This window comes from Pseudomonas sp. 05N434, assembly GCF_056396965.1.
On the sequence record NZ_JBFTMK010000182.1, the window covers coordinates 1 to 8,352 of the forward strand.

At 58.2% G+C, this 8,352-nt stretch carries 8 protein-coding genes; 5 read left to right on the forward strand and 3 right to left on the reverse strand.

Going from position 1 to position 8,352, the window contains the following annotated elements; genetic code table 11:
* From trxA to AC1DLB_RS13765, 4 genes are all read left to right on the forward strand, one after another.
* Positions 1-282: thioredoxin TrxA (gene trxA, locus AC1DLB_RS13750; protein WP_477785131.1), on the forward strand; the 282-nt coding region annotated here is incomplete at its 5' end.
* Between the two features lie 247 nt (positions 283-529).
* Positions 530-1,789: a transcription termination factor Rho gene (gene rho, locus AC1DLB_RS13755; RefSeq protein ID WP_477785132.1), complete on the forward strand. Its 1,260-nt coding sequence runs from the start codon at positions 530-532 to the stop codon at positions 1,787-1,789.
* Positions 1,790-1,927: 138 nt separating this feature from the next.
* Positions 1,928-3,394 carry a 4-hydroxy-3-polyprenylbenzoate decarboxylase gene (ubiD, locus tag AC1DLB_RS13760; protein ID WP_477785133.1) on the forward strand — a complete coding sequence of 489 codons (1,467 nt, stop codon included), beginning with the start codon at positions 1,928-1,930 and terminating at the stop codon, positions 3,392-3,394.
* Positions 3,394-4,362, forward strand: a complete 969-nt coding sequence (locus tag AC1DLB_RS13765; RefSeq protein WP_018927572.1) for a CDP-6-deoxy-delta-3,4-glucoseen reductase — start codon at positions 3,394-3,396, stop codon at positions 4,360-4,362. The genes ubiD and AC1DLB_RS13765 overlap by 1 nt, the downstream gene beginning before the upstream one ends.
* A 14-nt stretch (positions 4,363-4,376) precedes the next feature.
* Here AC1DLB_RS13765 and AC1DLB_RS13770 read toward each other — a convergent pair whose 3' ends face one another.
* Positions 4,377-4,820, reverse strand: a complete 444-nt coding sequence (locus AC1DLB_RS13770) for a hypothetical protein (RefSeq protein ID WP_019580529.1) — start codon at positions 4,818-4,820, stop codon at positions 4,377-4,379.
* A 385-nt stretch (positions 4,821-5,205) separates the two neighbouring features.
* On the opposite strand from AC1DLB_RS13770, the gene AC1DLB_RS13775 reads away from it, so the two are divergent.
* Positions 5,206-5,874, forward strand: a complete 669-nt coding sequence (locus tag AC1DLB_RS13775; RefSeq protein ID WP_018927574.1) for a gamma-glutamylcyclotransferase — start codon at positions 5,206-5,208, stop codon at positions 5,872-5,874.
* Here the strand turns inward: AC1DLB_RS13775 and glpT are convergent.
* Together glpT and AC1DLB_RS13785 are read right to left on the reverse strand one after the other, a co-directional pair.
* A complete protein-coding gene (glpT, locus tag AC1DLB_RS13780; RefSeq protein WP_018927575.1) occupies positions 5,850-7,199 on the reverse strand; it encodes a glycerol-3-phosphate transporter in 1,350 nt (449 codons plus the stop codon). The genes AC1DLB_RS13775 and glpT overlap by 25 nt on opposite strands.
* Before the next feature lie 203 nt (positions 7,200-7,402).
* Positions 7,403-8,352: NADPH:quinone oxidoreductase family protein (locus AC1DLB_RS13785; protein WP_477785134.1), on the reverse strand; the 950-nt coding region annotated here is incomplete at its 5' end.

The following is an 8,352-nucleotide window of genomic DNA, read 5'->3' on the forward strand; positions in this document are numbered from 1 at the left end:
GACGTACTCAAGGCCGAAGGCGCTGTACTGGTCGACTACTGGGCTGAGTGGTGCGGCCCTTGCAAAATGATCGCTCCTGTCCTGGACGAAATTGCCGAGACCTACAAAGGCAAGCTGACCGTTGCCAAACTGAACATCGACGAGAACCAGGAAACCCCGGCCAAGCATGGCGTGCGTGGTATCCCGACGCTGATGCTGTTCAAGAACGGCAACGTCGAAGCCACCAAGGTCGGTGCGCTGTCGAAGTCGCAATTGGCCGCTTTCCTCGACGCCAACATCTAAGCGTTGTTATAAAGCGTCATGAAAAGGCCCCGCATTATGCGGGGCCTTTTCGTTATTGAGGGCTAGACGCTCCGAAACTCAGGTGGTACATTCGGCCCCGCACTGGTTTCTCCACTGCCCCCTGCTAGCCGTCGCCGACGCACTCCTTTTCGAATAAGTACGCGATCCTGTCGCCTTCTCTGCGGCGCGGCCTCATTAAGCCAAAAGCTTAATTTCCCCCCTCCATAAATGATTACGTCATTCCTATATGAATCTGACTGAACTCAAGCAAAAGCCGATTACCGAACTGCTCGAATTGGCCGAACAGATGGGCATAGAAAATATGGCCCGTTCGCGCAAGCAGGACGTGATTTTCTCCCTGCTCAAAAAGCACGCTAAAAGCGGCGAGGAAATCTCCGGTGATGGCGTGCTGGAGATTCTCCAGGACGGCTTCGGCTTCCTGCGCTCCGCTGACGCTTCCTATCTCGCCGGCCCGGACGATATCTACGTCTCGCCGAGCCAGATCCGTCGCTTCAACTTGCGCACCGGTGACACCATCGTTGGCAAGATCCGTCCTCCGAAGGAAGGCGAGCGGTATTTCGCGCTGCTCAAGGTCGACACGATCAACTACGATCGTCCCGAGAACGCGAAAAACAAGATTCTCTTCGAGAACCTGACCCCGCTGTTCCCGACCGTGCGCATGAAGATGGAAGCCGGTAACGGTTCCACCGAAGACTTGACCGGTCGTGTCATCGACCTGTGCGCCCCGATCGGCAAAGGCCAGCGCGGCCTGATCGTTGCTCCGCCGAAAGCCGGTAAAACGATCATGCTGCAGAACATCGCGGCAAACATCGCGCGTAACAATCCTGAAGTTCACCTGATCGTGCTGTTGATCGACGAGCGTCCGGAAGAAGTGACCGAAATGCAGCGCACCGTGCGCGGCGAAGTGGTTGCCTCGACGTTCGACGAGCCGCCAACCCGCCACGTGCAGGTTGCTGAAATGGTGATCGAGAAGGCCAAGCGTCTGGTCGAGCACAAGAAGGACGTGGTSATYCTGCTCGACTCCATCACYCGTCTGGCRCGTGCCTACAACACCGTGATCCCGAGCTCCGGCAAGGTSCTSACCGGTGGTGTCRATGCCCACGCCCTGGAGAAACCGAAACGTTTCTTCGGTGCTGCACGGAACATCGAAGAAGGCGGCTCGTTGACCATCATCGCTACCGCGCTGGTTGAAACCGGTTCGAAGATGGACGAAGTGATCTACGAAGAATTCAAAGGCACCGGCAACATGGAACTGCCTCTGGATCGCAAGATCGCCGAAAAACGTGTGTTCCCGGCCATCAACATCAACCGCTCCGGTACTCGCCGCGAAGAGTTGCTGACAGYCGACGACGAACTGCAGCGTATGTGGATCCTACGCAAACTGCTGCACCCGATGGATGAAGTCTCTGCCATCGAGTTCCTGGTCGACAAGCTGAAACAGACCAAGACCAACGACGAGTTCTTCCTGTCGATGAAACGCAAGTAAATCGAACAGGCCAAAAAGCCGGGGAAACCCGGCTTTTTGCTATCTGATTTTTGATCAACGGCAGTTCGTGGTTCTGAACTGAGGGGTTCGGCGCTAAACTGCCACCCCCGAACGCCACGGCCAAAACGAGGCTCACGCATGCAGTATCGCGACTTGCGCGACTTTATCAGCGGTCTGGAACAGCGCGGCGAACTCAAGCGCATCCAGGTTCCGGTGTCCCCAGTGCTCGAAATGACCGAGGTCTGCGACCGCACATTGCGCGCCAAAGGCCCGGCCCTGCTTTTCGAAAAGCCCACGGGTTATGACATCCCTGTGCTCGGCAATCTGTTCGGTACGCCTGAGCGCGTGGCGCTGGGCATGGGCGCAGAGGCGGTGAGCGAGTTGCGCGAAATCGGCAAGTTGCTGGCGTTCCTCAAGGAGCCCGAGCCGCCGAAAGGTTTGAAGGACGCCTGGTCCAAGCTGCCGATCTTTCGCAAGATCATCTCGATGGCGCCGAAAGTCGTCAAGGACGCGGTGTGCCAGGAAGTGGTCATCGAAGGCGACGATGTCGACCTCGCGATGTTGCCGGTGCAGACCTGCTGGCCAGGCGATGTCGGCCCGCTGATCACCTGGGGCCTGACTGTCACCAAAGGTCCGAACAAGGATCGCCAGAACCTCGRCATTTACCGTCAACAGGTGATCGGTCGCAACAAGGTGATCATGCGCTGGTTAAGCCACCGTGGCGGCGCGCTGGATTACCGCGAATGGTGCGAAAAACACCCCGGCCAGCCGTTCCCGGTGTCCGTGGCGCTGGGCGCTGACCCGGCCACCATTCTTGGCGCCGTGACGCCGGTGCCGGACAGCCTCTCCGAATACGCTTTCGCCGGTCTGCTGCGGGGCAATCGCACCGAACTGGTGAAATGCCGCGGCAACGACCTGCAAGTACCGGCCACGGCCGAAATCATCCTCGAAGGCGTGATTCATCCGGGCGAAATGGCCGATGAAGGTCCGTACGGCGACCACACCGGCTACTACAACGAAGTCGACAGCTTCCCGGTGTTCACCGTCGAGCGCATCACCCATCGGATCAAGCCGATCTACCACAGCACCTACACCGGCCGTCCGCCGGATGAGCCGGCGATTCTCGGTGTGGCGCTGAACGAAGTGTTCGTACCGATCCTGCAGAAGCAATTCCCGGAGATCACAGACTTCTACCTGCCACCCGAAGGCTGCTCGTACCGCATGGCCATCGTGACCATGAAGAAGTCGTATCCCGGTCACGCCAAGCGGGTAATGCTCGGTGTCTGGTCGTTTTTGCGACAGTTCATGTACACCAAGTTCGTTATCGTCACCGACGACGATATCAACGCACGGGACTGGAACGACGTGATCTGGGCCATTACCACGCGCATGGACCCCAAGCGCGACACGGTGATGATCGATAACACGCCGATCGACTACCTGGACTTCGCCTCGCCGGTCTCCGGCCTGGGTTCGAAGATGGGGCTCGATGCCACGCATAAATGGCCAGGCGAAACCACCCGTGAGTGGGGCCGGGTCATCGTCAAGGATGAAGCCGTTACCCAACGGATCGATGCCATCTGGAATCAGTTAGGAATAGATTGATGCGTGTAACCTTGCAGCCCTCCGGAGCAGTGCTTGAGATTCTGCCCGGCGAGCGGATTCTCGATGGCGCGCGGCGCCTGGGCTATGAATGCCCGCAAAGCTGTCGTAACGGCAATTGCCATGTGTGCGGCGCATTGCTGGTGGAAGGGCGGGTCGAACAGGCTGGCGATGTGCGCGACCATGGCGAGTTCTACACTTGCATTGCAGAGCCGCTGGAAGACTGCATCGTGTTGTGGGATGGCGTGCTCGCGCTGGGAGAACTGCCGGTGCGCAGCGTGTCGTGTCAGGTCATTGAATGCAGGGACGTCGGTGGCGATACCTGGCGCGTGCGTCTGCGTGCGCCAGCGGGCAAGCCGCCGCGCTATCACGCCGGCCAGTACCTGATGATCGAGCGTGAGAGTGGCGAGAAATCCGCTTTTTCCCTGGCCTCTGCACCGCATTCCGGCCGCGACCTGGAAATTCATGTGCTGGCGCGCGAAAGCAGCGCGCTGAGCCTGATCGAACAGCTCCAGCGCAACCCGATGGTGCGGATCGAGATGCCGTTCGGCGACACCCATCTGGCGGAACTGCCGAACGGTCCTCTCGTACTGATTGCTGCCGGTACCGGCATGGGCCAGATTCACAGCCTGATCGAACATTGCCGCGCCACGGGCTTCAAGCATCCGGTGCACCTGTATTGGGGCGTACGTCGTCCCGAAGACTTTTATGAGATCGAACATTGGGATGAATGGCTGAAGCTGCCCAATCTGTTCCTGCATAAAGTCGTCAGCGATCAATGTGGTTGGCAGGGGCGTTGCGGCATGTTGCATGAGGCGGTGTGTGAAGATTTCCCTGATCTGAAAGCACTGCACGTCTATGCCAGCGGCTCTCCAGCCATGGTCTATGGCACGCTCGATGCTTTGGTCGAAGCGGGGATGGATGCCCATCAAATGCGTGCCGATGTATTTGCTTACGCCCCGCGATCATAGGTGCGTGAACCGTTCTAGAAGCGCACCCCGGTTGTCACCATGGCGGCATTGAAGCCGAGCAACACCAGCTCGGCTGCCAATGGTCCGTAGTGTGCCCCGACTGAAGGAATGATCACCGGCGCGACCCCGAAGTGATTCAGAGGGATCTTGTCCTGAGACTTGCCGCTATAACCTTGCAACAGACCACCGGTGAGTTTTATGTACACGGGATAGTCAGCACTCTCGTAGCGTTTGCCCGCATACGCATAATATGAACGCTGGCTGAACGAGTTGCGAAAAGTTGCGCCACCAAACAACCAACCGGACGCTTGCTCGCGCTCAAGACCGATGAGGTCCTGATTGTTATTGTGGTCGGAGTCGGGGGAGAAGTGTCTGGTATAGACGCTGGCCTGCAAATACCAGGAGCCGGTGTCTTTCGCAGAGGTGTCCTCGGCCAGCGAGTGCTGCGCCGTGAGCATTAGAAGTAACCCGTAAATCCATGGTGTTTTCATTGTTCAGGCCTTTGAGGCAGTTTGGTTTGCGTCTTTGGGTGGCCGTTATACGCGACGTAAAGCTGCAATGGGTAGGCGGTAAATCCGAAGGGTTTGTAGGCATTTTCTCCTAGGTGAGCTTTATCCTAGACGCGCCGAATGCTTATGTATATTTCGTTCTGGTATTTAAGAATTCTCTTAAATGATATTAGGGTATATCGCCAAGCCCTCCAGCTTCAGTATTGGATTTTTTATAGGGGGCGCAAGGTCATAGGGCGCTTAGTACTTTTCGTTTTAGTATTACTGCTATATGTTCTATGAAGTGAAAGTTGTTTATATTTTGTAATAATTGCTGGGCCAAAATTTTATTGCCATGAGCGCCATTGAATCTGCTTTTTTGAATCTGGCTTACCCTCCGCGGCTCGATCTGGGGCCGCAGCTTACACACGAACAATTGCTCAGTTCGATGCAGTCGACCATGGCGCGCCACAAGGGTGGGCCGGTCTGGTTATTCGCGTATGGTTCGCTGATCTGGCGGCCTGAATGTGCGGCGGTTGAGCGGGTGCGCGGCCGGGTGCATGGCTACCATCGCGGTTTGTACCTGTGGTCCCACGAGCATCGCGGCACGCCGGAAGTGCCGGGGCTGGTATTTGGCCTGGATCGCGGTGGTTCGTGCAGCGGGTTCGCCTATCGTTTGCCCGAAGAACAACTCGAGGCTTCACTTTATGCACTCTGGCAGCGCGAGATGCCATTCCCTTCCTATCGTCCACACTGGCTCAACTGCCGTCTTGAAAACGGAAACCAGGTTCAGGCATTGGGATTTGTATTGGAGCGGCACCTGCCCAGCTATGCCGGCAACTTGCCGGATCACGTGCTGAGCCAAGTATTCGAGAACGCTTGCGGGCGCTATGGCACTACTCGCGAGTATGTCGAGCAGACCGCCCACGCCCTGCGTAGCCACGCCATGCCAGACCGGAATCTGGAGGCGCGGCTCAAGCGCTGTAAATCAAAGGCAGATCAGGCGAGCGCTTCGCGGCCCTGACTGGCGACGTTTTTGTGGCCCAGGGTGGGTGCCAGGAACGCCATCGCCAGCAGGCAGGCAACGACCAACAGAATGAAGCCGCCATTCCAGCCGAAATAGTCCACGGTGTAGCCCATCATGGCACTGGCCGCGACGGAACCACCCAAGTAACCGAACAGGCCGGTAAAGCCTGCCGCCGTACCCGCGGCCTTCTTCGGCACCAGTTCCAGCGCCTGCAGGCCGACCAGCATCACCGGGCCGTAGATCAGGAAGCCGATGGCGAACAGCGAGATCATGTCGATCATCGGATTGCCCGGTGGATTCAGCCAATACACGATCGTCGCAACGGTCACCAACGCCATGAACACCATGCCGGTCAGGCCACGGTTGCCACGGAAGATCTTGTCCGACATCCAGCCGCACAGCAGCGTGCCGGGAATGCCCGCCCACTCGTACAGGAAGTAAGCCCACGAGGTCTTGTCGAAGTCGAAGTGCTTGACCTCTTTGAGGTAGGTCGGCGCCCAGTCCAGAATGCCGTAGCGCAGCAGGTAGACGAAAACGTTAGCCAGTGCGATGAACCAGAGCATTTTGTTGCGCAGCACGTATTTGACGAAGATGTCCTTGGCGCTGAATTCCTCTTCGTGACTGGCGTCGTAGCCTTCCGGGTAATCGTTTTTGTACTTCTCAATCGGCGGCAGGCCCGTCGACTGCGGAGTATCGCGCATCACGATGAAGGCAAACACGGCGACCAACAGCGCCACGGCAGCCGGTACGTAGAACTTGCTGTGCCAGTCGTTGAACCAGCCCATGCCGAGAATCGCCAGCGGGCCGATCAAGCCACCGCCAACGTTATGCGCGGTGTTCCAGACCGAAACCACGCCGCCACGCTCTTTCTGTGACCACCAATGCACCATGGTTCGCCCGCTCGGCGGCCAGCCCATGCCTTGCGCCCAGCCGTTGATGAACAGCAGGATGAACATCATGGTCACGCTGGAGGTGGCCCAAGGTGCGAAACCGAAAACGAACATCACCGCGGCGGACACCACCAGGCCAAAGGGCAGGAAGTAACGCGGGTTGGAGCGGTCGGACACGATGCCCATCAGAAACTTGGACAGGCCGTAGGCGATTGCAATCGCCGACATCGCCACACCCAGTTGGCCTTTTGTATAGCCTTGGGCGATCAGGTCCGGGAACGCCAGGGTGAAGTTCTTGCGCAGCAGGTAGTAACCGGCATAGCCAATGAAAATCCCGGCGAAGATCTGCCAGCGAAGGCGTCGGTAGGTGCTGTCTATTTTTTCTTCAGGCAATGGAGCCTGATGTGCGGCAGGACGAAAGAAAGCAAACATTCAAGAGCTCCAGATTTCTTGTTTTGACTGCGGATGCGAATGTTACAGTTTCGTTACCGAAAATAGCACCGGTTCGCATCGGCAAAACAGCGGAAATGTTGGAGATTGCATGTTCCTTTATGAACATGTCGCTCAGGTATAAATGAGAGTCGGTACAGGGATGACGGAGCCAGGTCGCAGGCTGCGACCTGGCTTGAAAACGATCAACGAACCTGCACGACCACCTTTCCGACCGCCTTGCGCTGGCCAAGATCATTGATCGCCTGCGCCGCATTGCTCAGTGGATACACCTGCGACACCAGCGGCTTCAATTTGCCTTCGGCGAACCAGTGAAACAACTGCTGGAAGTTCGCCGCGTTGTCCTGTGGTTGGCGCTGGGCAAACGAGCCCCAGAACACGCCGACCACTGCAGCACCTTTGAGCAGTGCCAGGTTCACTGGCAGTTCGGGGATACGTCCACTGGCGAAACCGACCACCAGAAGACGACCGTTCCAGGCGATGGCGCGGATGGCCTGGTCGAACAGGTCCCCGCCCACCGGGTCGTAGATCACGTCGGCGCCCTGGCCGTCGGTCAGGCGTTTGATTTCGTCCTTGAGGCTGGTTTCGCTGTAGTTGATCAGCTCATCGGCGCCGGCGGCTTTGGCCACCGCGAGTTTTTCCGCACTGCTCGCGGCGGCGATCACCCGGGCGCCCATGGCTTTGCCGATTTCCACGGCGGCGAGGCCGACGCCGCCGGACGCGCCGAGCACCAGCAAGGTTTCGCCGGGTTGCAGGTTGCCTCGTTGCTTGAGGGCGTGCATCGAAGTGCCGTAGGTCATGCTGAAAGCGGCGGCAGTGTTGAAGTCCATCGATGGCGGGATCGGCAGCACGTTGTAGCCCGGCACCGCGACCTGCTCGGCGAAACTGCCCCAGCCAGTCAGGGCCATGACCCGGTCACCGACCTTGAGGTGGCTGACCTTTTCCCCCACCGCGCTGACCACGCCAGCCGCTTCGCCACCCGGTGAAAACGGGAAGGGCGGTTTGAACTGGTATTTGCCCTCGATGATCAGCGTGTCCGGGAAATTCACCCCGGCCGCGTGCACGTCCAGCAGGATTTCGTTCTTCTTCGCAACAGGACTGGCGACGTCTTCCAGCACCAGCGATTCGGCAGGAA

Coding starts and splice junctions, on each gene's coding strand:
- AC1DLB_RS13765 (WP_018927572.1), top strand. CDS start 3,394: ATGCGTGTAACCTTGCAGCCCTCCGGAGCAGTGCTTGAGATTCTGCCC.
- AC1DLB_RS13770 (WP_019580529.1), bottom strand. CDS start 4,820: ATGCTCACGGCGCAGCACTCGCTGGCCGAGGACACCTCTGCGAAAGAC.
- AC1DLB_RS13775 (WP_018927574.1), top strand. CDS start 5,206: ATGAGCGCCATTGAATCTGCTTTTTTGAATCTGGCTTACCCTCCGCGG.
- glpT (WP_018927575.1), bottom strand. CDS start 7,199: ATGTTTGCTTTCTTTCGTCCTGCCGCACATCAGGCTCCATTGCCTGAA.